General features: G+C 42.4%; 23 protein-coding genes. 5 read left to right on the top strand and 18 right to left on the bottom strand.

The features are described from left to right. Positions 1-12 precede the first annotated feature (12 nt). From fliE to JJ941_RS02825, 4 genes are read right to left on the bottom strand one after another with little or no spacing between them, the layout of a single operon-like run. Entirely contained in the window at positions 13-327 is a 315-nt protein-coding gene (gene fliE, locus JJ941_RS02840) for a flagellar hook-basal body complex protein FliE (protein WP_290962128.1), read from the bottom strand. A 26-nt stretch (positions 328-353) separates the two neighbouring features. Next, positions 354-587, bottom strand: a complete 234-nt coding sequence (locus tag JJ941_RS02835) for a hypothetical protein (RefSeq protein ID WP_290962127.1) — start codon at positions 585-587, stop codon at positions 354-356. A 4-nt stretch (positions 588-591) separates the two neighbouring features. Then, positions 592-1,092 (bottom strand): flagellar basal body rod C-terminal domain-containing protein, encoded by a 501-nt coding sequence (locus JJ941_RS02830; protein ID WP_290962125.1) that lies wholly within the window; start codon positions 1,090-1,092, stop codon positions 592-594. An 11-nt stretch (positions 1,093-1,103) separates the two neighbouring features. After that, the gene (locus JJ941_RS02825; RefSeq protein WP_290962123.1) at positions 1,104-1,589 is read right to left on the bottom strand and encodes a flagellar basal body protein; all 486 of its coding nucleotides are present in this window, start codon (positions 1,587-1,589) and stop codon (positions 1,104-1,106) included. 203 nt (positions 1,590-1,792) lie between these two features. On the opposite strand from JJ941_RS02825, the gene JJ941_RS02820 reads away from it, so the two are divergent. The 5 genes from JJ941_RS02820 to JJ941_RS02800 all read left to right on the top strand — a co-directional run bounded on the left by JJ941_RS02820 (position 1,793) and on the right by JJ941_RS02800 (position 10,869). Next, positions 1,793-2,725: a HAMP domain-containing sensor histidine kinase gene (locus JJ941_RS02820; RefSeq protein ID WP_290962122.1), complete on the top strand. Its 933-nt coding sequence runs from the start codon at positions 1,793-1,795 to the stop codon at positions 2,723-2,725. A 176-nt stretch (positions 2,726-2,901) separates the two neighbouring features. Further along, positions 2,902-4,296 (top strand): PAS domain-containing protein, encoded by a 1,395-nt coding sequence (locus JJ941_RS02815; RefSeq protein WP_290962120.1) that lies wholly within the window; start codon positions 2,902-2,904, stop codon positions 4,294-4,296. Between the two features lie 203 nt (positions 4,297-4,499). Then, positions 4,500-6,929 (top strand): PAS domain S-box protein, encoded by a 2,430-nt coding sequence (locus JJ941_RS02810; RefSeq protein WP_290962118.1) that lies wholly within the window; start codon positions 4,500-4,502, stop codon positions 6,927-6,929. A gap of 14 nt (positions 6,930-6,943) precedes the next feature. After that, complete coding sequence (locus tag JJ941_RS02805) at positions 6,944-7,387, top strand: response regulator (RefSeq protein ID WP_290962116.1); 444 nt, start codon at positions 6,944-6,946, stop codon at positions 7,385-7,387. 29 nt (positions 7,388-7,416) lie between these two features. Continuing rightward, the gene (locus JJ941_RS02800; RefSeq protein ID WP_290962114.1) at positions 7,417-10,869 is read left to right on the top strand and encodes a PAS domain S-box protein; all 3,453 of its coding nucleotides are present in this window, start codon (positions 7,417-7,419) and stop codon (positions 10,867-10,869) included. A gap of 13 nt (positions 10,870-10,882) precedes the next feature. Here the strand turns inward: JJ941_RS02800 and JJ941_RS02795 are convergent, their stop codons facing one another. The 14 genes from JJ941_RS02795 to JJ941_RS02730 all read right to left on the bottom strand — a co-directional run bounded on the left by JJ941_RS02795 (position 10,883) and on the right by JJ941_RS02730 (position 25,500). Beyond that, positions 10,883-12,076 carry a histidine kinase dimerization/phosphoacceptor domain -containing protein gene (locus tag JJ941_RS02795; protein ID WP_290962112.1) on the bottom strand — a complete coding sequence of 398 codons (1,194 nt, stop codon included), beginning with the start codon at positions 12,074-12,076 and terminating at the stop codon, positions 10,883-10,885. A 205-nt stretch (positions 12,077-12,281) separates the two neighbouring features. Next, entirely contained in the window at positions 12,282-12,683 is a 402-nt protein-coding gene (locus JJ941_RS02790) for a response regulator (RefSeq protein ID WP_290962110.1), read from the bottom strand. Between the two features lie 55 nt (positions 12,684-12,738). Next, positions 12,739-13,143 carry a hypothetical protein gene (locus JJ941_RS02785; RefSeq protein ID WP_290962108.1) on the bottom strand — a complete coding sequence of 135 codons (405 nt, stop codon included), beginning with the start codon at positions 13,141-13,143 and terminating at the stop codon, positions 12,739-12,741. Positions 13,144-13,231: 88 nt separating this feature from the next. Beyond that, complete coding sequence (locus JJ941_RS02780) at positions 13,232-15,010, bottom strand: methyl-accepting chemotaxis protein (protein ID WP_290962106.1); 1,779 nt, start codon at positions 15,008-15,010, stop codon at positions 13,232-13,234. Positions 15,011-15,049: 39 nt separating this feature from the next. After that, entirely contained in the window at positions 15,050-15,562 is a 513-nt protein-coding gene (locus JJ941_RS02775; RefSeq protein ID WP_290962105.1) for a chemotaxis protein CheW, read from the bottom strand. A gap of 938 nt (positions 15,563-16,500) precedes the next feature. Then, positions 16,501-16,932, bottom strand: coding sequence for an energy transducer TonB (locus JJ941_RS02770; protein WP_290962103.1), 432 nt, complete (start codon positions 16,930-16,932; stop codon positions 16,501-16,503). A 336-nt stretch (positions 16,933-17,268) separates the two neighbouring features. Beyond that, positions 17,269-18,411 carry a hybrid sensor histidine kinase/response regulator gene (locus tag JJ941_RS02765; protein WP_290962101.1) on the bottom strand — a complete coding sequence of 381 codons (1,143 nt, stop codon included), beginning with the start codon at positions 18,409-18,411 and terminating at the stop codon, positions 17,269-17,271. Next, entirely contained in the window at positions 18,392-21,127 is a 2,736-nt protein-coding gene (locus JJ941_RS02760) for an ATP-binding protein (RefSeq protein ID WP_290962099.1), read from the bottom strand. Before JJ941_RS02760 ends, JJ941_RS02765 begins: the two co-directional genes overlap by 20 nt. Next, complete coding sequence (locus JJ941_RS02755; RefSeq protein WP_290962098.1) at positions 21,102-21,572, bottom strand: PAS domain-containing protein; 471 nt, start codon at positions 21,570-21,572, stop codon at positions 21,102-21,104. The genes JJ941_RS02760 and JJ941_RS02755 overlap by 26 nt, the downstream gene beginning before the upstream one ends. Before the next feature lie 509 nt (positions 21,573-22,081). Beyond that, on the bottom strand, positions 22,082-22,462 hold the full coding sequence (locus JJ941_RS02750) for a response regulator (RefSeq protein ID WP_290962096.1): 381 nt from the start codon (positions 22,460-22,462) through the stop codon (positions 22,082-22,084). A 16-nt stretch (positions 22,463-22,478) separates the two neighbouring features. Beyond that, entirely contained in the window at positions 22,479-23,552 is a 1,074-nt protein-coding gene (locus tag JJ941_RS02745; protein WP_290962093.1) for a chemotaxis response regulator protein-glutamate methylesterase, read from the bottom strand. Positions 23,553-23,571: 19 nt separating this feature from the next. Beyond that, positions 23,572-24,639: a chemotaxis response regulator protein-glutamate methylesterase gene (locus tag JJ941_RS02740; protein WP_290962091.1), complete on the bottom strand. Its 1,068-nt coding sequence runs from the start codon at positions 24,637-24,639 to the stop codon at positions 23,572-23,574. Continuing rightward, positions 24,639-25,112: a chemotaxis protein CheX gene (locus JJ941_RS02735; protein ID WP_290962089.1), complete on the bottom strand. Its 474-nt coding sequence runs from the start codon at positions 25,110-25,112 to the stop codon at positions 24,639-24,641. Before JJ941_RS02735 ends, JJ941_RS02740 begins: the two co-directional genes overlap by 1 nt. Continuing rightward, entirely contained in the window at positions 25,090-25,500 is a 411-nt protein-coding gene (locus JJ941_RS02730; RefSeq protein WP_290962087.1) for a response regulator, read from the bottom strand. The genes JJ941_RS02735 and JJ941_RS02730 overlap by 23 nt, the downstream gene beginning before the upstream one ends. Positions 25,501-25,513: the final 13 nt, after the last annotated feature.

Raw genomic sequence — 25,513 nt, 5'->3', positions numbered from 1 at the left:
TTAGGGCTGTCCTTATATTTGCATTCTGCTTATTTCATTGTAGGTCTCAATGGCTTTGTTGCGCACTTCAACCATCATCTGGAAGCTCAGCTGAGCACGCTGCATTGAGATCATCACGTCCGCAACGTTGTCGGTTTTACCGGCCACGTAATCCTGCATCTTTGATTCAGAAGTTTTCATCGTTGTATCTACCCCGTTGATCGCGTTGGAAAGCATATCAGCAAAGGAATCTTTTTCAATATCATCTACCGCGATCTCATAATGCTTCGGGGTAATTTCAATATCCTTGGGTAACTGTAATCCGTTTAATTGTACTGGGCTCTGCATGGCTTTTTCTTACCTGTTTCCTTCTTTTAAATTCGGGTGTCTATATTTCTTCCGCGCGACAACTCATGCTGATTCACTTTTCCATCGACCGAATAAATGTTCATCGCGGCTTTTTTCTCAGCGGTAAATTCTTGGTTGATCAGAGAAGATTCATCCTGGGTTAACTTGGGTAAATCTTGCGAGCCGGCTGCACTTCTCAAGGCTGTGTTTCGGCTTACTTGTCCTGCTTGTTGGGTATAGATAGAATTAATACTGTTCATGGTATCAGATCTCCAGTGATCGTTTAATAATTTCTTTTTCAGCTTCGATGCTACTCAAATTGGCTTCATACAGACGATTGGCACTTACCATTTCCGTCATTTCGCGCACCATGTCGATGTCCGGATATTTTACCATCCCGTTTTCATCGGCATCGGGGTGGTTGGGATCATACTCGTAGCGGAATTTGTTCTGTTCGCTTACATGAAACTCCGGACCCAGCCCGGTTGCTTTCTCACCATTAGGACTATTTCCAACACCGGTAGCCATGTGCTTTGGGTTGGTTCTTGTAAGTGAAGAAACGCTCTCGGAAAGGACCTGTAGAAATTTTTGTTGGTCCGGAGCTAAAGATTGTACCCGTTTTGGCCGATAAACATTCTCGGAGCCTGCGGGTGCCGAAGTTTGAGCATTAGCAATATTTTGCGATGCCACGGAAATCCGCTCGCGTTGTAAGGCCAGGCCCTGAGCGGCGGTTTGAAATGTTGATGATAATCTATCTGGGAGCATCTGAATGGGTTTTATCGGTTAATGCCTGTAATTCCGGATTTAAGAAGACTGAAGTGATGGCGAAGCGAACGGGTAACCATTTGTACCCGAATTTGCGTATCGGCCATTTCAATCATCTCATCTTCCAATGTCACGCTTTCATCTGTTTGTACAATTGATGGTGTTACGGCTTTCATGCCGCTGATGCCTTCATCCAGCTGGGCCTGCTGAAGTTCTTCTTCAAAAAGCACTTCATGCCTTTTATAATTAGGCGTGTCGGCATTGGCAATGTTAGAAGCCGTCACTTTTTGGCGAAGTGAATAGGTATCCATCGCCCGGGCCAGCATTTGACTATGATTACTATCGATAAAGTTCATTGAAATTTTGCTTTGGTTGTGAGTCACTCGCACGGATAATTGCAATTGCTGTGCCAGCTCACCTAAATCTCTCTCAAATACCTGATATCCATTTTTTTCAGGAACAATCGGAAAATACAGGAGTAGAATTGACCGCTTCATGGCAAATTTTTCCGTCTTTCCGAATTCATTTAAGGTGCAAAGGGGATCGCTGATAACCGGTGAAACAACAAGAACAGAATCAAAGCAAAGCTACAATGATGACTTTACGGCAAGAAATTTGTACACCAGATTTGGCAGTTGAACCCCTTAATGCATTTAAGCAGATTGATGGTTACCATTACACAACTTCGGAGCATACATTAATGCAGATCATAAAAGACCTATTTAACGGGTATTCAGCACCCCTTTTGGTTTTACATCGTAATAACCGGGAAATCTGTTTTGCCACTCATCCTTCTTCCAGTGTTGATGAACTGTTAGGTCAGAGTTTTGAGCAAGCCGTTACTATAGTTGATGAGAATATCTCTAAGGAACCGGTTGCCTGCCTTCAAAATCAATGGCTGAGCTTTGATGAACGGGCATTTACATGGAGAGATGAAGAATACACTCTCATCGTTTTTAAACAACGGAATGAAGTTCCGGATGAGGAAACCTTAGCCTCATGGAGAAATATGATTGCCGTTATGCTCCACCGGTTCCGTTCTCCCCTTACCGGTATAACCGGCTATGTTGATTTACTGAATGAGTACAACGAGAATGAACAGCAAGAAAAATATTTCGACCTGATTGATAAGGGCATCAACCGCCTGTATGATATGATGGATGAGCTGGAAATCCTTTACACCATCGACCCAAATGCGATGGAAGATGACGAGGAATCCACCTCCCTGAAAGCTGAGAAATTAGTCGAAAGCATCTTGCTTGACTACCCCGCAGACGTTCAGAAACGCATCAATGTACAAGCTATAGATCCGGACTTTGAGTTCAAGGGAAATCCTTCCAGCCTCAAAAACATCCTTGAGCTTTTAATTCAAAATGGCCTTCAGCATGGAGCGGATAACACTGTTACTGTTTCCGTACCTTCCGAAAGACTGATCCAGATTTCAAATCCCGGCCCGGCTATTCCCAAAGATATCGCTGACAATATATTTAGCCCGTTTGTGACTGATAAAGCAAACGGACTTGGTATTGGATTGACTCTGGCCTTGCTCTACGCCCGTCAGCTTAGTGGAACTATTTTCTTATCTACTAATGATGATGAGAAGATCACCTTTAGTTTGTGCCTGCCTGAATAGCTGAGCATTCGTGTGCGGAAGATGAATCGCTCAGCTGAGTTCCGAATTACCGTAGTTCGCACTTTTTATTTCTCATAGCTTCTGAAAATTAATGTTTTCTCGAATTCAACCGATAAAACAAATGGGTAAGTATTACGATACTGATCCGAATACATTCAACAAAGGAAGCCATCCATATGTTAACTGAAGAATTGACGACTGAAAAGATTAAAGACCTCAAAAAACCGGTTCCCGTTAACCAGGAAAGTCCGTTTACTTTTGAGGAACTGTTCTTCTCTGTTACCGATCCAAAATCGAATATTACTTATGCCAACGAAGTTTTTGTACGAATAAGTAAATATGAAAAGGAAGAAGTAATCGGGCAGCTGCATAAATTAATTCGCCACCCGGATATGCCCCGGTCGGTCTTCAACATCTTTTGGGATCATCTGAATGCCAGCAAACCGGTTGCTGCCTATGTTAAAAACATGGCAAAAGATGGCTCTTATTATTGGGTGCTGGCACTGGCTTTCCCATGCAAAGGCGGGTACTTATCCATTCGTTTAAAACCGGGGAGCGAGCTTTTTAATACCGTTAAAGAATGCTATGCCAAAACCCTGCAATTTGAGAAGCGAAAAGAACAGCAGCTGGGAGATAAGAAAAAAGCCATGGAAGAATCCCGGGCTTTCCTGTTGAACCTGCTCAAGAAAGAAGGCTTTGCAGACTACCGGGAGTTCATGTGGAATGCGCTTCAGAAAGAAATGAGCTACCGCGAAAGCATCCTTAGCCAAGGTATGTCGGAGGAGAAGAAAAAGACCGAAAAACACATCGTGCCCCCTGTTCTGGTAAAAGTTGAAACGATACTCAGTGAACTGGTGCTGGGCCTGGAGAACCTGCAAAACATTCATAACGCCCTGATCGGGCACTCCGATTACATCCTGAAACTGGCTCGTTCTATACTGTTGCTTTCCCTGAATGCACAGATCAGTTCTTCAAAGCTGGATCAGGACGATATGTCGCTATCGGTTGTAGCCGAAAAAATGGGTGAGCAGTCGGTGGATGGGGAAAAGCGGCTCATCAATATGAAGGAAAATATCCATCATTTAAGCGACCTGATTGCGGAAATGAATTTCGAAATTATTTCTTCTAAGATACAAGTTGAGATGACCATTGATTTCTTCAAAGAGCTGGAAAAACGCAAATTTGAGAAAGAGATATCCCTGATTAAATCTGATGAAGTTATAAATTTGTTGTATGATGCCTTTATGCCTCGGTTAGATGTCATCAGTAAGGGAATTGGAAAAGTGCCGGCTTATCTTCGCGACCTGATGAACGGAGTGAAAGACATTGAGCGATTCTTACTGGTACTTCGGTTTATTCATATTACCGGAAAGGTGGAAGTAGCCCGTATGAACGACGATGCCAACTCATTTTCAACTACTTTTCAGGACCTTGTGAATGAAATTGAAACGGCCGACTCCCACCTTCGGGAACTAAATGAAGTGGTAAGCGATAACAAAGACAGCGGACTGATGTACACCGCCTACCAGGAACGCCTTACAAACCTTATTGCAAATATTGACCGCAGATAAGCAGCCTCGGCCAATACTGTTAGGGTAACCCCCAAAACGAAAGAGGAACTTTAACCGAGTTCCTCTTTTTTTTCGTTCTGATTTTATTTGTAAAAGTTTTCAGATCATCGTTTTATATGCATAAATGACTGGGCATCAAAAAATTGCAGTTTTATTAAAATATGTTAATATTAGAAATGCCTTAGGATTCAGCATACTATTACATGGAACTACTTTTTTTAGAAAATCCCAACCCAATGCTTATTTATGACCGGGATGATTTAAGCATTGTGGATATAAATCCGTCTGCCCTTAAGCTATATGGTTATACTAAAGAAGAGTTTCTGAAACTGACAATCAGAGACCTTCGACCTGAATCAGAAATTGAAAAATTAGAACAAGAGCTGGATAAGCATGAGAAGGGATTTAATGATGCCGGGATAGTAAGTCACCTCAGAAAAGACGGGACTCCCGTTCATGTCAGAATACTTAGTTCCCCTGTTAAAAACGGTGATTCAAACTTAAGATTGGTATTAGCCCAAAATGTAACAGAATATGTAGATGCCAAAGAGCGGCTTGAGAATGAGAAAGAACTACTTACTGCGGTTACCCAAAACCTGCCCGGCACTTTTTATGTGATCAACCAAGAGGGTAAAACTCTACGGTGGAATAAAAACCTGGAAACGATAACCGGATATTCCTCTCAGGAAATTGCTAAAAGTTCCGCATTCAGGTATTTCGATCCTAAAGATCATCCCAAAATAAAAAAGGCCATTGCTGAAGGTTTTAAAACCGGGAAAGCAGAACTAAAAACCAATCTGATCACCAAAAACGGCGATCGTATCCCGTTTTACTTCAGTGCGAGCACATCAACGCTATATGGTGAACCTTACCTGATTGGGCTTGGAATTGATATATCCAAACAGCATAAGGCACAAGAACAGTTATTGCAACAAAAGATGTTGCTTGATGCCATTACGCAACAGTCCGAATCCATTATTTTTGTGAAAGATGTGGACGGCCCGTATAAACTGGTAAATGAAAAATTTAAACAAGACCTTGGGTTTACCGGGCAGCAAGTAATCGGTAAAACCGACCGAAATCTATTTGAGCCGGAATTGGCCAAACAGCTAATTGAAGATGATACACAAGTTTTAGAAAGTAGAACTGCAAAGCGGTTTGAAGAAATCATTCCAACCGTAGATGGCTCCAAAACTTATTATACAGTAAAGTATCCTCTTTTAGATATACCGGGATATGAGAACAGCATTTGCGGAATTGCTACCGATATCACGGAGTTAAAAGAAGCTGAAGGTAAACTTGAAGAGCTTTACGAAAAAGAAAAAAGGGAAAGAGAACAGCTTCAGCTAATAAATTCACGGCTGCAATTTTTATCCAGGATTAACACCATTTTTTTGGAGGCCGGTAATACGGCGGCGGAAACACTCGAAAAGGTAGCTGCCGTAATGGTAGAAGAGATTGCAGACTTATGTTCATTCGACTTACTGATTGACGACCAACTTCAGCGTGTGGTTACCCGGCACAGGGATAAAAAGAAGGAAGAAATTGCCCAAAGACTCCATGAGACAAATCCTGATATGTTTTATTCCTCTTCTTTCCTTTCTGAAGTACTCTCTTCAAAGAAACAGGTGTTCATTCCCGAAATCAGTGATCAACTTATCGATGAGTATCTCACACAACCTGAGCTGGCCGACCAGGTTGAAGCCCTGGAAATTGAATCCGTTCTCATAAAACCCCTATTGGTACAAGACAGGGAAATTGGAACCATGACCCTTCTCTTATCAGGTGAACAAACCGAGTGGGTAGAAGATGCCTCTATCCTGTTAGATGAACTTGCCTATAAAATCGCTCTTGCCACCGATCACTTGCTGGTAAATGAAGAGCTATCGAAGTTAAACGAAACGTTGGAGAAGAAAGTAGAAGAACGCACCGAAATGCTCGAAAAAGCAAACAAGGAGCTGGAATCATTCAGTTACAGCGTTTCTCATGATTTACGTGCACCCCTGCGGGCTATTGATGGCTACTCTTCCCTCCTGCTTGAAGATTATTATGACAAATTGGATGAAGATGGAAAGGAGTTTTTGAGCATTCTGAATGATGAGTCCAAACGAATGGGAGAACTGATTGACGACCTTCTTTCCTTCTCACGAATGAGCCGGCTAAGCAAAAGCGCCGCAAGGTTTTCCATGAAATATTTGGTAAACGAATGCGTTAAAGAAGCTAAGGCTGTATTTCCGGATACTGACCCGGTAATTGAGGTTGAAGATTTACCCGAAGTTGAAGCTGACTCCAGACTGATAAAACAAGTATGGTTAAACCTGTTGAACAATGCCCTGAAGTATTGTGAGCCCGGCAAAGACCCGGAAATTCACATCCGTTCGGAACATGACAAAGAAAATCAAGTTTACATTTTTAGCATAGAAGACAAGGGAGTAGGATTTGACATGAAGTACGCCGATAAATTATTTGGTGTTTTTCAACGCCTTCATAGTGATGACGAATTTGAAGGAACAGGAATTGGACTGGCTTTGGTCTGCAGAATTATCAATCGGCACAATGGGAAGACCTGGGCCGATAGCACCCCCGGAGAAGGCACCACCATATACTTTTCACTTCCGGCAGACATTAATTAAAAATACAACGGATAATGACAGAACGATCAGTAGAAATATTGTTAGTAGAAGATAATAAACGAGATGCAGACTTAACCCTCAGAGCACTCAAGAAAAAAAAGCTCAGCAACAAAGTTGTTTGGGTCAAAGACGGTGAAGAAGCCCTCGAATATCTGTTTGCTAAAGGAAGATACGCGGATCGCTCAATCAACGATAAACCTAAAGTCGTATTACTGGATCTTAAAATGCCTAAGGTAGATGGGCTTGAGGTTCTCAAAGAGATTCGAAGTAACCCCGTAACTAAGAAGCTGCCGGTGGTAATCATGACCTCTTCCAAAGAAGAACAGGATATTGTTCAAAGCTATGAATATGGAGTGAACAGTTACATCGTGAAGCCGGTAGACTTCAGTAAGTTTATGGATTCCGTAGCTGAGGTTGGCCTGTACTGGCTTCTGCTCAATCAGCCAACCAACGACTAATTACCAAACAAAACCCCTAAAACAGTATCATGGGTTACACCATTTTAATTCTTGAAGATAATAAGGCAGATGCTTCTTTAATGAAGCGGTACCTGGAACGTTCGAAAGAGCATTTCGAAGAAATCATTCTCACAAAAAACAGTAAAACCTATATAGATGCTCTTGCTGAACATGAACCGGATCTTATTATTTCCGATTTTCGCCTGCCTGATATAACCGGCATTGATGCCATTGACCTTAAGAATGAATTTCATCCGGATACCCCTCTTATCATCGTTTCAGCTACTGTAGGTGATGAGAAAGCTGCGGAACTTATTAAAAGAGGAGCTGTTGATTTCCTTATAAAAAACAATATTAAGGAAAGGTTGGTGCAGGTATGCAAACGTGCTCTTATGGAAGCCCATGAAATCCATAAGAGAAGAACAGCTGAGCTGAAGTTAAGCAAATCAGAGGAACGGTATAGCTTATTATATGAAACCAGCCTGGACGGAATCATTATCGGCTTGCCCAATTCTGAGGGAGAAATTCTGGATGTAAACCCCTCTATTTGTGAACTGCTTGGGTATTCAAAAAAAGAGTTTCTAAAATTAAAACGCTCCGATATCCTGTTTGAGAATAAAATAAATACAAAGGAAATACTTCAAATCCGGCAGAAGAATTACCAGTTTAAAGGTGAAATGGTAATGAAACATAAAGATGGATCTGAGATACCGGTAGAAACCACATCAAGGATCGTTGAAACAGCGGATGGTCAATTATTATCCTATAGTATTATAAGAGACATCCGAGAAAGAAAAGCTGCCCAACGCAAATTACAAGATCAACAGAAAGTGGAGCAACTGAAGAATGATATTGCCCAAATTTTAAATAATAATACCTCTTATCAACAATCACTTAATGATTGCCTGGAAAGAATTAATGACTACCTGGGATGGGATATCGGCCACATTTATGTTAAAGATGTGAATGAAGAATCTGTTCTGTTTAAGTCATCCACTTTAATATCTAAGTCGGTACGGGGCAAGTCCATTCAAAATTTTCTGCACAAAACTAAAAACCTGGTATTCAAGAAAAAGCAAGGATATGTAGGGCAAGTTGCAGCACAAAAAGAACCACTTTGGTTACAGAATGAAAATATAACACAGAACTACCTGAGAAAAGATGAAGCTCTGAATGCCGGGATTAAAACCGGACTTTTGCTGCCCATCACTCTAAACGGGCGAACCGAAATTGTATTAGAGTTTTACTCTCGCACAGAAGAAGAGCAATGTAAGGTGATTGAAGATGTACTGATAGATGTGAGTAATCAAATGAGCCTTTTGCTGGAGCGAAAGCACAATTTAGAGTTGCTTGAATCTGAAAAAGAACGATATCGGCTGATTTCCAAAAACTCAACCGATATGATATCCAGACATGCACCGGATGGCACTTATTTGTATGTCTCTCCAGCTTCTGAAACATTAATGGGGTATGCTCCTGAAGAGTTACTCGGCACCAATGCCTACGATTATTTCCACCCTGATGATCTTGAAAAAATAGCAGACAGTCATCGCGATATCACCACATCTGAGGACATCTCTACCGTAGTTTACCGCATAAGGCAAAAAAAAGGAGGATGGAATTGGGTAGAAACAACCAGTAAAAGCTTAAGAAACCCTGATTCAGGGGAAGTTTATGAAATACAAACCTCTACGCGCGATATTTCGGATCGTAAGAACTATGAAGAGAAACTGAAGCAGCAATCCAAACTGAATGAGAAAATAGTTAATAGCCTGCCGGGAATATTCTTCATCCTGAATGAGAACGGCATGGTTGAACGGGTCAATAAACAGCTACAGGAAATGCTGGATTATAATCCTGAGGTGCTCCAAAAGAGTTACTTTAATTTTGTAGCTACTGAAGACCATGAAGCGGCCCTGGAAAGTTTTAACGAGGCTTTTGAAACCGGCCTAGCCGAAACGGAACTGAACATTATTACCAAAGAGGGAGATAAAATACCCTTCCTGATTACAGGAATTGTTGACGAGCTGAATGGTAATAGATACATAATTGGATCCGGACTGAATATAACCGACCGAAAAAAAATTGAAGATGAGCTTAAGTGGGAAAAACGATTTATTGATCGGGCGATTAATTCCATCCCGGGATTGTTCTACGTATTGGATGAGGATGGAAATTACGTGCGGATAAATGATGACTTCATTAATACTCTTGGCTATTCAAGGGAAGAGATTGATACTATGAACCCAATTGATTTTTATGAGCCGGAAGATCAACCTCGTGTTACTGAAGCTATACAGAAAGCCTTTACGGAAGGCAGTGCCAGCCTAATCTCCAGGATTAGAACCAAAAGCGGGAAATTACCCTACTATTACCTGACCGGAGCCCACTTCGAGGAAAACGGAAACAACTATATACTGGGTACCGGTATTGATATTTCAGATCAGGTTCACACCCGGGAGTTATACTCCCAAGCACAGGAAATAGCCAAGATTGGTGCCTGGGAGTATGACTTAATTAAGAATGAGCTGCATTGGACAGAGGCAACCAAGCAAATCCATGAGGTGGATACAGATTACAAACCCAACGTGGATGAAGCTCTTAAGTTTTATAAAGAAGGTGAAAGCAGGGAAAGAATTAATGAAGTAGTTGAGAATGCCATTGAAAATGGTGAGCCCTACGATGTGGAACTGCAGATTATTACCGCTAAAGGAAACGAGAAGTGGGTTCGGGCCATGGGAAAGGCGGAGTTTTCAGGAGACACCTGCGTTAGGATTTATGGAAGTTTTCAGGACATTAACGCCAAAAAAATTACCGAACAGTCTTTGATGAAATCCCTCAATGATCAGGAAACCATGCTCATGGAAATTCATCACCGGGTAAAGAATAACCTCGCCCTGGTATCCGGTTTTCTTCAGCTGCAGGCCTTCCAGACAGATAGTGAAGAAACCTTTAACCTGCTGTCGGACAGCCAAAGCCGGATTAAATCCATATCTCTAATTCATGAGCAGCTTTACCAGTCTGAAAGCTTTTCCCAGATCAGCATGAAAGAGAATATACAGAAGCTGGTACAACATGTTGAAAGTTCCGTACCCACCGAAACTGATGTCCGGATTAAATTAAAAGTCAGTGATATTCAGCTTAATATTAATCAGGCTATACCCCTTGCATTAATTGTAAACGAGTTGCTGACCAATAGTTATAAACACGCGTTCAAAGGGAGGGAAAAAGGAATTATAAACATTGCATTAAACAAATCCGGAAAGGGAATCATCAAATTGACTCTTTCCGATGATGGAATAGGGCTCCCTCCTGATTTTGATATGAACCATTCTACCTCTTTGGGTTTTACTCTTTTAAAAACATTAGCCAGCCAGCTGAATGCCAATCTGGAGCGTAATAACCCCAAAAAGGGAAGCAGTTTTACCGTTGAGTTTAAACCCGTATCCGAATTAAAAGGAGCCTCAAGCAATTTCTTTTAACACCGGCACTTGGCTAATGTAAATGAGCCCCGGCTGAACCCTTTATATTCTCTTTCTGAAAACACAGGGTGAAGGTGGTACCTCCCTCATCAGATATATATTGATAGGTTCCGTTCAGCTGTTTTACCAGGGTTTTGAGTAAGGTATTCCCCAGGGTTTTATCCCGGTCAATGTCAAAGTCTTCCGGCAGGCCCGAACCGTTATCCGCAATGGATATATATACCGTTTGTTCCTGGTTATAAAGCTGAATGCGGATCTTGCCTGACTCCGCTTTGGTAAAGGCATGCTTGTACGCATTGGTAATCACCTCATTCATAATCAACGAACAGGGATGGGCCTGGTTAATATTCAGCATCACCGATTCCACATCCAGTTTTACATCAATTTTTTGAGTCAGCTCATAGTACATTTTAGAAATGGAGGTAACTATTTTCTTCAGGTTCTGCCCAAATTCCAGCTGACTGAAACTCCCCGATTCATACAACAACTCGTGCATGTTCGCCATAGCCTGAACACGCCCTACGCTGGAATACAGTTTAGACTGAACGCTCTCGTTGCCTTCGGTGAAGGCTTGTAACTGCATGAGGCCCGATATAATAGCCAGGTTATTTTTAACGCGATGGTGCAGTTCTGACAAAAGAACCGTTTTCTCCTCTACCGCCATCTTCAACTCCTTTTCAGTCTCGCGAAAGGGAGTAATATCCTGCCCAACCATGATGTAGCTCGTGATAAAGTCGTATTCATTCCGTACCGGCGTAAGCGTAGCCGAAAACACGAAAGTGCCGCCTCTTTTTTTATTATTAATCAGCTCCCCTTTCCATTCCTCACCATTGCCTATCGCCGTTTTCAATTCGGTGTACTGCTGTTGATAGTCGAGGCTGGATTTGAACATCTCGAGCCCGCAGCCAATTACCTCTTCTTCTTTGTACTGTGAGAGTTTTAAAAAACTTGGATTTGCATACTCAATAAACCCCTGCCTGTCTGCAATAAGGATGAGCGCCGGGCTCAATTCTGCCACTTTACTGAACTTGTAATATGGATTTTTGGCCACGCCCAGCTTTGTAGGGTCGCCAAAAGACGGTTGGAACATATTACCGGAGTGATTTCTGATCAGTCGGATTATTTTACTTTGAGAGGGAAGCGAAATTTCTTTTTCAGGTTGCTCCTGTTTATTCTTTTGAATTTTACGGAGGGGTGCCTTGGCCATCTTATTCTTCAACCCAGAATCCCCCTCAACTTTAAGGGAAGAATTTGTTTCCAAATAATTGAGCCGACAACTATTACCCTCCGGATTAAGCTTCGCACCCTTCTGTAAAACTTCGGTGAGTTTTTTCTTAGGTGAAGAATTTTTCATCGTTCATCTCCTCATGGCAGTGTAATTAGTTCTCGGCTTTGTATATGTGAATGAAACCTTACCCGGTTTCATCACTTCTCTTAGTATTAATCATCTCACTGATTTTGTCTTTCAGCAGAAGATGGGTCAGTGGTTTATGCACAAAACCCAGCCCCTGCCTTAAAATGGCATCAATGCGGTCTTCGTTATTCTCGGAAGAAACTACGATGGCCGGTATATCTGCCATCTTCGGATGGTCGCGGGCATAATCCAGCATTTCCAGTCCGTCCATAATGGGCATGTAGATGTCAACCAACATCATATCTACCTTTTCTTTTTCCAGGACTTCCAGTCCTTCCTTCCCATTTTCGGCTTCAAAAATTTCAGCCACTTCAACATCCAGATCTGCCGAAAGTACCGTGCTTCTCAGCACTACTCTCATTGCAGCATCATCCTCAACAATCAGTACATTTATCTTCATCCCTACTGCTCCTAACTATTAGATTTGATAAAACCGTCTGTAAATAAATTCCGGCTCAAAGAACCAGAGCCAGAACCACTGCAACGACCGACAGCATCACCGCCACAGCAGAAATTGTTATAAATAAAGTGGTTCGCTTTTTTTCTGAACTCAGATCGGCCAATACCGCCGACACCAACGGGTAGTTCACACTCAGCCCTTCAAACTTTTCGGACATAAAGAATGTGGTAATGTCTCCATCCTCATTCTTATAGCTGTACTTTTTGTTGAAGTGGTAGTACAATCGCCCGAAGATCATGTCTTCATCAACACCACAAGCATCCGCTATTTCCTGGATGTTTACGGGTACGCGGATTCGGGCAATCCGGTCCGGTTCGTCCTTAGCGTACTTCTTGTACTCATCATAGTAGCGATAGTAAATATCCTCAATGATCTCTAAGTCTGTTGGTATTTGATCCATGTTAACCTCTCTGTTATTTATACTTGAATAGAGGATCCGGGAAACCAGATCCTCTACAGCAAGTTGTTACTTTTATGTAGTGGCCTGGCTAGAAATCACTGAAGTCATCATCATCCTCGAAAGGGATTAATTCGTGCGCTTCTACTCTTTTGGAAGAACCGTTGGAATGCCCGTTTGCATGAGCTCTGTTTGATCCATTTCCGTTGTGATGTCCATTCCCGTTCCCGTTACCATTGCTGTGTCCGTTATGGCCTTTGCCTTTGCCGTTTCCATTAACGAAACCGTTTGCAAGGGTTTTGCTGATGGGTGACTGCTGTTGCGACTGCTGAATGAATGTTCCGTTTCCGATATTAGCTGAGCTTCCGCCGCCAACAAGTCCGACCAACTCGCCAATAATGGTATTCAGTTCATTAGCCTGAGAAGAAAGCTCTTCGGCAGCACTGGCTGATTCTTCAGATGAAGAAGCGTTGTTCTGAACCACGTTGTCCATTTCAGTCATTACCGAGGTCATTTGTTCAATGCCTACGGCCTGCTCTTTGGATGCCGCTGAAATTTCAACAACCAGCGTGCTTACGCTTGCGATACTTTGCTCGATCGCTTTCAGGTTTTCTGATACTTCTTCGGCTACACTTGAACCACGATCTGAACTTGCCTGCGACTTCTGGATCAGCTCTGATGTATTCTGAGCGGCTTCCGCACTTCGCTGAGCAAGGTTACGTACTTCTTCGGCCACCACAGCAAAACCTTTTCCGGCCTCTCCTGCCCGCGCAGCTTCTACAGCAGCATTCAATGCAAGCAAGTTGGTTTGGAAAGCAATATCATCGATCGTATTAATGATTTTGGATGTTTCCTGGGCAGAACTCTTGATTTCATTCATGGCCTGAACCATACGCTGCATGGCCTGTACACCATTTTCAACCAACGGCTTCGACTCATCCATGGCCAGTTCAGCCTGACTTGAGTTATCATCGGTTTGCTTGATTTGAGCTGCCATTTCTTCAAGAGAAGATGTGGTTTCCTGAAGACTTGCCGCCTGCTCGCTGGCACTTTCTGCCAATTGCTGGCTGGCGCCGGACAGCTGTTCAGAAGAAGCGTTCACTTGCTCAGAACCGCTCTTCAGTCTGTTTATGATACTTTTCAGTGTATTGCTGATCGACCTTCCAATGAAGAACCCGAATGCCAATACTCCTAATACCGAAAGCACCGCTACTACACTAATAATCCATACATAATTATCTACGGTAGTCTGAGTGTCGCTCGCAAGGGCTCGTGCACCATCTTCGGCAGCCTGATTGATTGCAACTGAACGATCCAGCAGCTCCTGATAATCGATAGCAGCATTTCTCTCTGATTCGAATAAGGCATTACTCACTTTTGTCAGTTCAGACGGATCGGTATTATTCTCCAGTGCCAGGGTAGCATCAAGATATGCCTGAAGGTTGCTTTCATAGCTTTCAATTACCTCTTTAAGGCCCACCATGTTTTCTTCCAATACCGGCAGATCGTATGCTTCTACATACTCTTCAAACTCTCCGTATTCGCCATAGATTTTTTCGAATCTGGAAAGAGCCGTTTCCATATAGGAAACGTCATTGGTATTTGTGAACTGCAGGTGTTCGTAGCCTGCTTTTCGAACTGCTGTCTCAAACGCTGCCGCAGTTCCCCACTCATTAAATGAAATATCAGATAAAGAAGTGGTGTTACTCTGAATTTTACTCAGGGAGAATAAAGCAATGGCTCCGAGTATCAGTGTTACTACCGCTGCGGAAGCGGTCAGGAAGAAAATTCTTTTCCCAATAGTCCAGCTACCTTCCGAAGCACTGCCTCCTCCGGTGATGTTGTTTAAATAGTTATTAATCGATGACATTGTTCTGTTACCTTATTTTTACTTATTGAATTTATTGAATTAAGCTGCGGTCTCGTTTGTGTCCAAAACTTCTTCAGGTACATCAAATAGTACTTTATGGATATCAACGATCATCTTTACAGACTCTTTAACTTTACCAATACCGGCCAGGTATTCGCTGTTTCCCTTCACACCAAATGAAGGCACTTCCTCAATCTGATTGTCCTTGATGTCGGCTACTTCAGATACTTTATCTACCAGCACGCCCATCAGGTAATCATCCTCCTGCACAACAATCACGCAGGTCTCGTCGGTGTCTTCCACCGCCGGCAGTTCAAAGCGAAGCCGCAGATTCATTACCGGTACAATTTTACCTCTAAGGTTTAACACCCCGCGAATGTACTTCGGCATTTTGGGTACAGGAGTAATCGGCATGAGGCCAATAATTTCCTGCACTTTTAAAATTTCAATAGCGTACTCCTCTTTACCTAAAAAGAAGCTGAGAAATTTTCCGCCAGCTATTAAATGGCCCAGTTCTTCGGCCTCTTTTTCTTTAACCAGTGTTTCTTCCATGTTGTTAGTGTTTTGCTTCTTTCCGGCTTTGCAGGATTCATTAGCTGAGTTCCCCTCACCAAAAAGCTTAATTATTGGTTTGTTAATGAGTTTATCGGACAGGGTGAGATTTTCTTAAATGATTTTAATGTGCGGGACTAAGTATTTTTGAGAAGGTTTACCCCTGTTGACCTTTACTCTCCCCACCGTCATTCAGAGCTTAGCGCCTGCCAACCGGAGCAGGTTGGATGAACCTTGCCATTAGATGTTTACCAAGCATGTCATAACCCAGATCCTTCGCGGTGAACAACCAGCCCTATTCAAACCTTCTTGCGCTCAGGATGACTCGCTGACTTGAATCACGGTAATCCGTAAATCAAGTAAATCAGGGTTCATAATTTTGAACCTTTATTAGACGGATTCAAGGATTACCATGATAGTTATCCAATCGTAGCGCCTGCCAACCGGAGCAGGTTGGATGAATCTAAGCCATTAAATGTTTACCAAGCATGTCATAACCCAGATCCTTCGCGGTTTACACCGGACCCATTCAAACTTTCCTGCGCTCAGGATGACTCTGTAGCCTGGAGCTACCTTGCTGCGTCCGAAGGACTGCAAGCGTTGCACGGTACCGTTGCTTTATTCCACGGCGAACGCTCCAAGATCTTTTAGGACGCTTGGTGGTTCTGATTCCTTCAATTTCACAATAGTCATTCAGAGCGGAGCGATGAATCTAAGCCATTAAATGTTTACCAAGCATTTCATAACCCAGATCCTTCGCGGTAAACACCCCGCCCCATTCATACCTTCTTACGCTCAGGATGACTTTATAGAAAGGAACACAAATGGTTCACCAAGGCCTGAAGCGGAACCTTAAATAAAATAAAAAAAGCATTACCCTGGTCAGAGTAATGCTTTTAGCCAATTATTGGGGATGTTATGTCTTAGTCTTAAGTTCTTTAGCTATTTATCTTGAAGCTCACCGGAAGCGTATAGTACACCTTAACCGGTTGTCCATTCAATTTACCGGGAGTGAACTTTACTTTCTTAATACCTTCTACTGCGGCTTCTCCACAGCCTGCACCAATATCTTTGATGACTGTCGGGTTTTTTACGTTTCCGTTTTCATCTACCACAAATTTTACGAAAACACGCCCTTCAATCCGTCCGGATATTGCAGCTCTGGGGTATTTAATATTGTTGTACACTTCTTTGATACCTCCTTCAATCTCCGGCATCTGATCCACTACATCATAAATTTTAGCTGAGTCATCAGCAGCTATTTCAAAAGCCGTGTTTTCAACATAATCAGATATGGATTCGGCATTTGCACTCGTTACTACCGCAAGGGCAATTACAAAAGAAAATAGTTGTATTGATTTCTTAAGCATGGGTTTTCCTCAATTTTAGATATAGATATAGAAAAAGTTTTCAGGTATTAGCATTTCTAAACTCATTATCGGCAGCTCTAATGCTTTCTTAAGTTTTTTCTTAAAATTTTTTAATAAAACTTAGTTATCCTTCCTAGTACCCCTTGCAGTGCAATCTGTATATAAAAAAAGCAGTAGAAATTTCTTCCTACTGCTCAAATAAATGTCAAAACTGCGTTTGGGATCTAACTTTCGAGATAGGCTTTTAATTCGATTCAACTGCGGCAAATGGATTATCGGCCGTACGGGAATCACTTTTCTATTAATCAGAACTCAAGTTCGCCAAAGTATGGTTGGTTATGCGGCTATAACCCCTTGCTCCGATTGTGGGATCGCCAAAGTAAACGTGGAGCCATTTCCTTCCTCACTCTTCACTTTAATTTCACCACCGTGTAACTTGGCTAACTCGTTGCAAAGTAACAGCCCAAATCCTGCACCATTTGCATTCATTTTGGCATCGCTCTTAGGATGAGTCAATTTAAAAAGCCGCTCTTTTGTTTCTTCAGACATTCCGATTCCATAATCTTTAACCGAAATATTGAGGTCGCCCTTAACCTCTATATGCACATCAATACTGTGTCCTTTCTTATCGCTGAATTTGAGTGCATTAGATAAAAAGTTCCTGAAGATGGTGCGAACAAATGTTTTGTCCGCATGTACTTCTACATCCACTTCCGGGTAAATATTTATGTTGATCCCTTTCTTTTCTGCATTAAAAGCCATCATCTTGATGTCTTCTTCAATAGCTGAAAGCAAATAAAAATCGGTGCGATTTACCTTCATTTCTTTGCTTTGCACACGGGCCCAGCTCAGTAAGTCGGTAAGCAAATTCCATAAATTAGACGAGGACTGATTAATCAGGGTCAGAAATTTCTTAAGCTTCTCCTCATCCATATTTTCCAGGTCGCTAAGCAGTAAGTTAATTACTCCACTTATTCCGTTTACCGGCCCTCTAAGGTCGTGCCCTATCACCGAATAAATCCGGTCTTTCATAAGACCTAATTCATTCAACTTTTCGTTCTGTTCCTTCAGCTTGTCTTTTGAAAGCTTCAGGGAAATGTGCGTATCTACCCTTGCCAGCAATTCCTGGGTATTAAAAGGCTTGGTCACATAGTCGGAACCTCCCAAATTCAGTCCGTTTACTATGCTTTCCTGCTCTACTTTAGCCGTCAGGAAAATCACGGGTATGTGCTTCAGATCTGAATGAGCTTTTAGTTCTTCACACACTTCAAACCCTGATTTACCGGGCATCATAACATCCAGCAAAATCAGATCTGGGCGGTATTTTAAAGCACTATCCAACACCTGCTCCGATTTTGATACCGCTGCAACTTTATATCCTGCTTCCCTCAGCGTGGTGCCCAGCAGTTGAAGGTTCTTTGATATATCATCTACAATAAGTACAAATCCTTTGGATGAATTACTGCTTTGATCTTTCATAAACTTCTATTGATTCCTTATCGTTGGTTATGATCGGCACATTCGTTTGTATCACCTGATCATATTTTATTATTGATTCCTTAATGCCTTCGATATCAAAGCTGAAGGCATATTCGATGATGTTATCGGCTAAAATCTCTAATTCTGTAATATTTAATTCCGAACCGGCTTTTTTAAGCTCCTCAGCAAAAACTTCACAGCTGTCCATCATTAAAGCTTCTCTGTCAATTTCTTCTAACAGGTTATTAAGTCTGGCTTGCCATGTAGTTGAAAATGCTTTTACCTGCTCCGGATTCCAGACAGATATTCCCGCTTCCTCAGAAGAATCTGTTGCCCCGGTGTTTTCGAATGTAAGTTGATCATCGGTTGATGAATGAGGCAGGAATTCACTCAAATTACGTACCAGGCTTTTATAACTAATTGGTTTTCGCAGATAACCGTCAAAACCTAATTCTTTCACTTCCTCCCCATACCCGAGAAACCCTGAAGCCGTAAGCGCCAGTACTTTAACCTTCGGATTGTGCCGCTTGATAATTTTCATGGTTTCCACACCGTCAATTCCGGGCATTTTGATATCCATCAGGATTAGATCAATGTCGTTTTCTTTAACTTTTTGAATAGCCTCATTACCGCCCCCGGCTTGTAGAATAGTCATCGGATGATCTTGCAAAAATTCAGCAACCAGCTCGCGGTTTGTTACAATGTCGTCTACCACCAGAACCATGGCTTCCTCAAAAAGAATATCTTCCATCAGTATATCAACAGCTTTTTCTTCCACAAGCACTGACGAGGTAACCACTTTCGGAATTGTAATTGTGAAGCAACTTCCCTTACCCACTTCACTTTCCACCGAAATAGTTCCGCCCAACGTTTCAATCAGTTTCTTACTGATTGAAAGACCTAACCCTGTTCCACCAAATTGATCAGAGATCTGCCGGTCTTGTTGCTCAAAAGCATTGAAAATTCCATCAATTCTATCCTGTGGGATTCCAATACCGGTATCACTCACCTTGATAATCAGGTCCACTTTACTAAGATCCCTCTGTTCGAGGTTGGCACCAAGCTCAATCGTCACGTATCCATGATTGGTAAACTTTATAGCATTACCAACCAGGTTGAACAAAATCTGCCGAAGCTGAACATCATCCAGAAGCAGAGAATCTGGAATTCCTTCTTCTATGATCACATCAAGATCAATTTTCTTTTGTTCGCTTTTTACCGAAAAGATGTCTCTGATCTCCCGGATAAATGCTTTTACATTCACTGGGTTAAGGTTGACCTCCTGCTTACCTGCTTCAATTTTTGACAAGTCAAGGATATCGTTGATCAGCTGCAAAAGCATTTTACCACTGCTTGAGATGTTTTCGAGGTACTTTTTACTCACTTCGGTAGTAGCTCTTTTTTGCAGCAGTTCGGTAAAGCCCAGAATGGAGTTCATTGGGGTTCGGATTTCATGACTTATATTGGCTATGAACTCACTTTTAGCCCTATTGGCTGCTTCCGCATCCTCTTTTGCCTTCAGCAACTCCAGTTCCATCTTTTTACGATCCGAAATGTCCTGAAATACCCCATATAGCTTATTGATAGTTCCATCCGATTTTTTATCAGCTAAACCGATGGCCCTTACCCACTTTTCATTTCCTTTGGCAGTCACAAAAGGCAGTTCCAGATCATAACCTTCCCCTGTTTCTGCTGTATGGTTAACAGCATTCTCAATAATATTGCGAGCCTCTCCCGGAAAATAACTCAGGCCATCTACCAGATTCGTGTCTGTACCCAAGGGTAATTCATGGATATTATAAACTTCTTCAGTCCAATAAGATTTACCGGTATCCAGATATAATTCCCATCCGCCAACAGCCGCTAACTTGTTGGTTTCCTTCAGCAATATCTCCAAGCGTTTTCTTTCCGTAACCTCCCGGGTACCCGTACGGAGCTTTACTACCTCTCCTCTTTCATTTAAAACGGGTTCGGTATTCGTTTCAAGCCATATATACTCCCCGTTTTTTTTCATGGTCCGGTAAGTAAAACTCTTAACCTGTTCCCCGGTTTTGGCTTTTTCGTGAGACTCTTTCTGGATCCTTTCTATGTCATCCGGATGAAACCGTGAATACGGATTCATTCCTATTATTTCTTCCTGAGTAAATCCTAACAGCTCTTCTACAACCGGAGAAGCATAAATATAGGTGCCATCCGGTTCGTGCAAGCAAACCATATCCGAAGAATGGTTGGCCAGAAGCTCATACAACTTCCGGCTTTCACTTAACTCATCTTCAATTTCTTTCTTTTCCAGGATAGAGCCGATCCATTCCGAAAGCAAAGTTATGGTGTCTTTATCACCTTGGGTAAACTCTCTTCTCCTTTCTTCACTGGAAAAATTCAATGTTCCGAACAAGTCCCCATCCACGTAAACGGGAACACCTATATAACTTTCCAGCTTAAACTGCTCATAACAAACATGGTGGCAGTATTCTGATTCCCCCATATGGTTGATCGCGAGTACTTCATCGGCTTTCAGCATGATATCGCAGTAGGTATTACCCAATTCAAACTCCATGCCTTTTTCAAGGCCTGTGTCTTCAGGGTAAAAATACTTAACGGTATAGGTTTGATCTTTAACAGAACTTATAATTCCAAGCTCCAGCCCTAAAAGTTCCGAGGTAAGTTTAAGGGATTGGTTAATCTGCTGATCATAATCGTAGGTATCCTGACTCATCACCTTTACTAACAAATGAAGCTGATCGGTGAGTTGTTGCAGGTTTGCCTCTTTGTGCTTCTGCTCTCAGGTCTTTAATAAGTCCTAAATAGCCAATCGTATCACCTTTATCATTCTTTACAACACTTCCTACCGTTTCTGCCGGGAAATCTTCCCCATCTTTAGTACGATATGCCAGTTCATATGAAGCCTCTTGAACATCAGAAGCCTTATTGTATTTGGTTTTCCCGGTTTGCTTGAAATCCTCTTTATCGGCATACAGCATGGCTGTCTTCTCTCCGAACACCTCCTCTCTCGAAAAACCAAAGATATCCACAAAAGCCGGATTCACAGCAATAATCTCACGATCTGCATTTGTAACAACTGCCGCAAAGGGAATAGATTTAAAAGCTGACTTTAAAAAGTCAGTATTCAGTTTTCTTAAAAATTGGTCTTCCGTTTTCATGTTTTCTTCATAGGTATATGGAGGATTGGATTTGCTTATCGGCTTTTCTCCTTACTTGTGAAGAAAAAGACCCCAATCATTTCATTAGAAAATTTTAATATTAAAAGGTAGATGCTACTCTTGAATAATGAATCAGCCTTTTAACCTAAATTTGTATGAAGGGCTCTTAGGTATTTTCACCTACTCTGGTAACCTGTAACTCTAAAAATAGTGCAGCACTCTCGAGTACCTGAATGAATTTTAGATTGGCAGATTAGATCCTATAGCCACAAAAAAGAGTGGAATTGGTAAGCATTTTTTGGAGAAAATTTTCCGGTGTACAAAAAATATCATTAAAGTATGCTCGCCGCGATGCAGTAAACGACTCGCTTGCATACCGTAAACCATATTTACCTAGACCGCCATCTACCCACCGGCAACCATCTCTTCCAGTAAACAAGCGAAGGGGGCCAGCCCTTTGCTAATAACATAACCAGATATCAAAAACAGCAACTGAAAGCGTCAGCCCATTAATGCATCACACCTAATACATCCAGAATTTTTTCTTTCAGCACTTCCGGGGTAAAAGGTTTGTGAACAAAACCGGCATATTGCTCATCAATTATTTTGATGCGCTCGTTATTGCTTTCCGTAGAAACGATAAGTACCGGCATATCCATAGTGACCGGATTTTTTCGCACCTGGGCCAGCATTTCCATTCCATCCATAACCGGCATGTTCACATCAATGAAAAGCAGGTCGAGCCAGTTGTTGTCAACCACTTCCAGCCCTTCCGCACCGTTGCTTGCCTGGTGAACTTCCCCCACCTCAATACCGGTGTTCTTAATTGTTTTAATGATCATACTTCGCATTACAGCACTATCGTCAACCACAAGTATGTTAATTGCCATTTCTATCTCCGTTTAGTTACGCTATAAGTTCCAATTTCTTTGGTTTTACATGATGCAGAATCGCACCTGCTATTTCTTTTAGTGGAAGGATATCAACAGCCGCTCCAATTTTAGCCGCTTCTTTTGGCATGCCGTGCACGACTGAACTTTTTTCATCCTGTGCTATGGTGTAGCAGCCTTTATTCTTTATCTGAAGAAGTCCTTTAGCTCCATCATTTCCCATACCCGTTAGAATTACGCCCGTAGTATTACCTTCAGCCACTTTAGCTACTGAATCAAATAGCACATCCACGCTTGGGCGATGATGATTAACTTTCGGTGCATCTATAATTCTAACCTGATAACCCGTTTCAGATTCCTCGAGAATCATATGTCTGTTGCCGGGGGCAATTAACACTTTGCCCCGGTGTACTATATCACCGTCTTTAGCTTCCGCAATTTCCATCCTGCACAGGGTATTCAATCGGCTTGCAAACTGTTTGGTAAAAACCTCAGGCATATGCTGTACAATAACCACACCGGGAGTATTCTCAGGAAATTGCGGAAGCAGATATTCCAGGGCTTTCGGACCTCCGGTTGAGGACCCTATAGCAATCAGTTTTTCTTTTGAGCCTACAGTTGGTTTTTCTGCACCAGATTGATCTGTGGAAGTCTTATCTATTGTTCCATGTAGAATGCCGGGAGAATCTTGAATCGATACGTTGGCTACTGCGGCCGTCCGCACCGCGCTTACTAAATCATTCTCCATATCTTTGGCGCCATAATCCGCTTTCGGCTTGGAAATCACTTCGATGGCACCAGCGGCTAAGGCGCGCAAGGCTCTTTTGCTGTTTGCCGGAGTAACTGAGCTTACTACAACCACGGGCAAAGGCAGATGCTTCATTAATTTCTTCAGGAAAGTAAGTCCATCCATACGGGGCATCAGCATATCCAGGGTGATAACATCCGGCTTAAGCTCTGCCAATTGCTGGCGGGCTTCATAAGGATCTTCGGCCACGCCAACCACTTCTATATCTTCCTGCTTATTCAGTAAAAACGAAATAAGTTTTCTATCAAATAAAGAATCGTCAACAACCAGAACCTTAATCATGCCAGCCCTCCATTCCTTGTTATGAAACCGGTTCGGCCATTTTACGGGCCATATGTTTAACAATGGCCCGGGGTATAGACTGCAGCGGTAAAACCTCTTCTGCAGCTCCCAGTTTTACAGCTTCTTTAGGCATCCCATATACGACTGATGTTGCTTCATCCTGGGCAATGGTATGGGCACCCGCATTTTTCATATTTAAAAGTCCGCTTGCACCGTCTGCTCCCATTCCGGTCAAAATTACCCCCATCGCATTCAGTCCCGCTGATTTAGCTACTGAATTGAACATTACATCCACGCTTGGTCGCTGATGATGAACCGGAGGCCCCGATTTTATTCGCACATAATATTTAGCACTTGTTTTTTCTACCAGCATGTGAAAACTGCCCGGGGCAATCAGAGCCTGCCCCGACTTAATCAAATCTCCGTCTTCCGCCTCTTTTACATTAATCCTGCAAATACTGTTCAAACGTTCAGAAAAACTCTTGGTGAATACCGGTGGCATATGCTGGGTGATCACAATACCCGGAATGTTGGCAGGCAGTTCAGTTAAAACAGCTTCAAGAGCCCGGGTCCCTCCTGTAGAGGCTCCTATTGCAATTAATTTATTGGTAGTATGCTGAAGACCGGATAATCCCGGTTGATCCGTTGTCTTCTGGGCCGACTGCATAAACCGAACGGTTTCCATGTGCTTATCGAAACGAGCGACGGATGCCACCCGAATTGATTTTACAATATCCTGAGAAATATTCTGGGTTGAATAGGCTGAACCCGGTTTACAAATCACATCTACTGCTCCAAGATGGAGAGCATTTAATGCATTGGCACTGTTTTTTGGGGTCAGCGAACTTACCACCACCACCGGCATGGGGAAATGCTTCATCAGTTTTCCCAAAAAAGAAAGGCCGTCCATACGGGGCATTTCCAGGTCAAGAGTCAGTACATCCGGCTTCAGCTGGATAATTTTTTCCCGGGCTACATAAGGATCCATAGCCGTACCAACTACTTCAATATCCTTTTGCTTATTTAATTCTTCGGTGAGCAGTTTCCTGACTACAGCCGAGTCATCAACGATAAGAACTTTGATCATTACTGCTCCTCTGCATCATAATAGATGGAGATATCTGCAACGCCCTCGTCGAGGTAAACCTGCAGTTTCTCGTGATGCATATTTAGAAAAATTGAATCCAGGTCTTCTTCCGGTTTTGCAATTCGGGGAGGACGGATATAGCAGATGTTCTCATTCCTGGCAAAAAGCGGTACTGTATTTCCGCATATGATATTCGCAATTTCGCAGAGGGCCCCTTCTTTTTCTTCTTGTGAAGCTTCATCAACCCCCAGCATATTGGCAGCAATAGCTTCCAGCAGGTCTTCTGAAGCATCGATCACCATTCCTCCGTTGGCAGCGCCGTCAAAATGCACTACCGATCGGGATGAACCATCCGGCTTTTCGAGCATGTCGGCATCTTCCATTTCCCACTCTTCCAACGGAAACATGTAGCAGGTAATCTCGAATGTATTTACGGCGATATCGTGGATTTTATCCGTGTAAGTAGTACTCATTGTTGATCCCATAAAATTTTGATATTTCTTGTTCAAGCATAGACTGCCGAAGGGGTTTTCTGATGTATCCGTGCCCCCAGAAAGCCAGCATGTTTAGTAACTGTTCTCCCGATTCTGAAGTAGCGGCAACCACAGGTATATCTTTGAACTTGTGATGGTTGTGAATGATGCTCAGAAATTCGATTCCGTTCATAACCGGCATGTCTATATCAGTCAAAATCAGATCTATACTATTCCTGCTCATAATGTCGATTGCCTCGATGCCGTTGGCCGCTTCAAAGATATCACCCACGTTGAATCTGCTTCTTCGCAACAAAACTCTCTGAAGTATGCGAATTGCAGGTTCGTCTTCAATTACCAGTACGTTATTAATCGATATATTTTTCATATGAACTCCCATA

It is taken from the genome of Gracilimonas sp. (assembly GCF_017641085.1).
In the GTDB taxonomy this organism is placed as follows: domain Bacteria; phylum Bacteroidota; class Rhodothermia; order Balneolales; family Balneolaceae; genus Gracilimonas.
The sequence above is the reverse complement of the archived record's forward strand: the minus strand, read 5'-3'. Positions and strand labels throughout refer to the sequence as shown.

Excerpts from the sequence above, each read along its gene's own strand:
- fliE (WP_290962128.1), bottom strand. The coding sequence starts at position 327 with ATGCAGAGCCCAGTACAATTAAACGGATTACAGTTACCCAAGGATATT.
- JJ941_RS02835 (WP_290962127.1), bottom strand. The coding sequence starts at position 587 with ATGAACAGTATTAATTCTATCTATACCCAACAAGCAGGACAAGTAAGC.
- JJ941_RS02830 (WP_290962125.1), bottom strand. The coding sequence starts at position 1,092 with ATGCTCCCAGATAGATTATCATCAACATTTCAAACCGCCGCTCAGGGC.
- JJ941_RS02825 (WP_290962123.1), bottom strand. The coding sequence starts at position 1,589 with ATGAAGCGGTCAATTCTACTCCTGTATTTTCCGATTGTTCCTGAAAAA.
- JJ941_RS02820 (WP_290962122.1), top strand. The coding sequence starts at position 1,793 with ATGCAGATCATAAAAGACCTATTTAACGGGTATTCAGCACCCCTTTTG.
- JJ941_RS02815 (WP_290962120.1), top strand. The coding sequence starts at position 2,902 with ATGTTAACTGAAGAATTGACGACTGAAAAGATTAAAGACCTCAAAAAA.
- JJ941_RS02810 (WP_290962118.1), top strand. The coding sequence starts at position 4,500 with ATGGAACTACTTTTTTTAGAAAATCCCAACCCAATGCTTATTTATGAC.
- JJ941_RS02805 (WP_290962116.1), top strand. The coding sequence starts at position 6,944 with ATGACAGAACGATCAGTAGAAATATTGTTAGTAGAAGATAATAAACGA.
- JJ941_RS02800 (WP_290962114.1), top strand. The coding sequence starts at position 7,417 with ATGGGTTACACCATTTTAATTCTTGAAGATAATAAGGCAGATGCTTCT.
- JJ941_RS02795 (WP_290962112.1), bottom strand. The coding sequence starts at position 12,076 with ATGGCCAAGGCACCCCTCCGTAAAATTCAAAAGAATAAACAGGAGCAA.
- JJ941_RS02790 (WP_290962110.1), bottom strand. The coding sequence starts at position 12,683 with ATGAAGATAAATGTACTGATTGTTGAGGATGATGCTGCAATGAGAGTA.
- JJ941_RS02785 (WP_290962108.1), bottom strand. The coding sequence starts at position 13,143 with ATGGATCAAATACCAACAGACTTAGAGATCATTGAGGATATTTACTAT.
- JJ941_RS02780 (WP_290962106.1), bottom strand. The coding sequence starts at position 15,010 with ATGTCATCGATTAATAACTATTTAAACAACATCACCGGAGGAGGCAGT.
- JJ941_RS02775 (WP_290962105.1), bottom strand. The coding sequence starts at position 15,562 with ATGGAAGAAACACTGGTTAAAGAAAAAGAGGCCGAAGAACTGGGCCAT.
- JJ941_RS02770 (WP_290962103.1), bottom strand. The coding sequence starts at position 16,932 with ATGCTTAAGAAATCAATACAACTATTTTCTTTTGTAATTGCCCTTGCG.
- JJ941_RS02765 (WP_290962101.1), bottom strand. The coding sequence starts at position 18,411 with ATGAAAGATCAAAGCAGTAATTCATCCAAAGGATTTGTACTTATTGTA.
- JJ941_RS02760 (WP_290962099.1), bottom strand. The coding sequence starts at position 21,127 with ATGAGTCAGGATACCTACGATTATGATCAGCAGATTAACCAATCCCTT.
- JJ941_RS02755 (WP_290962098.1), bottom strand. The coding sequence starts at position 21,572 with ATGAAAACGGAAGACCAATTTTTAAGAAAACTGAATACTGACTTTTTA.
- JJ941_RS02750 (WP_290962096.1), bottom strand. The coding sequence starts at position 22,462 with ATGGCAATTAACATACTTGTGGTTGACGATAGTGCTGTAATGCGAAGT.
- JJ941_RS02745 (WP_290962093.1), bottom strand. The coding sequence starts at position 23,552 with ATGATTAAGGTTCTGGTTGTTGACGATTCTTTATTTGATAGAAAACTT.
- JJ941_RS02740 (WP_290962091.1), bottom strand. The coding sequence starts at position 24,639 with ATGATCAAAGTTCTTATCGTTGATGACTCGGCTGTAGTCAGGAAACTG.
- JJ941_RS02735 (WP_290962089.1), bottom strand. The coding sequence starts at position 25,112 with ATGAGTACTACTTACACGGATAAAATCCACGATATCGCCGTAAATACA.
- JJ941_RS02730 (WP_290962087.1), bottom strand. The coding sequence starts at position 25,500 with ATGAAAAATATATCGATTAATAACGTACTGGTAATTGAAGACGAACCT.